Consider the following 1,208-nt stretch of genomic DNA (forward strand, 5'->3'; position numbering starts at 1 on the left):
AATATGAATGATCTAATCATTTTTAATCCTTATTACTTTACATATGTTTTTATTAATGCTCATTATATTTTTTGGTAGAAATAGATCAGATATTCAGTGGCATAAGCCAAAAGCTATCTAATCACTTCATCCCAAAGATCAGCTTTAATCCTAGTAAAGTCATTACCCCACCTGCAACCCGATCAAATATCTTTTTAAACTTGAGATAGACACGGCGAGGTCTCTCTGCTGACAAGGCAACAGCTACCAATGAATACCAACCTGCATCTATAAAGAAGCACAATACAGGCAAAACAAAGTAGAAATAAATTGGAATTTCTTTTGGCAATAGTGCAGTAAAGATACTGGCTAAAATAATCGTCATTTTAGGGTTAGAAAGCTGTGTAAATAAGCCCCAACGATACGCTTGCATATAACTCATTTGAGTTTTAGGATTGGTTAAGGTTTCAACAGGTTCTTTGGCATGACGAATAATATTGAAAGCCAACCAAAGCAAATACAAACCACCAAAAATTTTCAATCCAATATAAGCTGATGGTACAGCCAATAAGACAGCCTGTAAGCCAATTACAGCTAGAAAACCGAATAAAGCTGCACCCGTACCTGTACCTAAAGCTGTAAACAAACCATGCTTACGTGAAATAGCAATAGAGTTTTTTGCAACATATATAAAAGTTGGACCTGGACTAATTGCACCTAACATCAGTGCCAAAGCAATTGAGCCTAAAATCAGTAAAGAGTCCAAATGTTACACCATCGTCAAATATTAAATCCGCGTTATTTTACGCTTATACATCTTAATTTTATATGACAAAATCCGCATAATTTATATTTAATTGGCGTCTTTTTTAGAAACTTGCTGAAATTCATAAATTGCGACTATGACACAGCAGATAATCCAAAAGATTAAATACTCATCTCCCCCCTGAGACCATGTCCAAGCGAAATGACCTCTTACAATATTCAAAGCAATGCAGGCAACCAATAAAATAATAGCAGCGCCAATTGCAGCATATCTGGTACAAATTCCCAATATTAATGCTACACCGCATCCAAGCTCGCCCAAAGCTGCGAAATAAACCCATATTTCAGCGGGATGGAAACCAACTTTAGCAAAAAAATCAACGATAGTCGGGTTTAAATGTGGAAANACAGAAAATTTACCAAATGCTTCTGGCAAGAGAAATAAACCACATATAATTCTTAAT

General features: G+C 35.5%; 2 protein-coding genes. Both read right to left on the bottom strand.

Annotation, left to right across the window (positions count from 1 at the left end; genetic code table 11):
• Nucleotides 1-121: 121 nt before the first annotated feature.
• Nucleotides 122-745 (bottom strand): LysE family translocator, encoded by a 624-nt coding sequence (locus KPC_RS19865; RefSeq protein ID WP_121976011.1) that lies wholly within the window; start codon nucleotides 743-745, stop codon nucleotides 122-124.
• Nucleotides 746-832: 87 nt separating this feature from the next.
• A complete protein-coding gene (locus tag KPC_RS19870; RefSeq protein WP_121976012.1) occupies nucleotides 833-1,180 on the bottom strand; it encodes a DoxX family protein in 348 nt (115 codons plus the stop codon).
• Nucleotides 1,181-1,208 lie beyond the last annotated feature (28 nt).

It is taken from the genome of Acinetobacter stercoris, from assembly GCF_900323515.1.
Lineage (GTDB): Bacteria > Pseudomonadota > Gammaproteobacteria > Pseudomonadales > Moraxellaceae > Acinetobacter > Acinetobacter stercoris.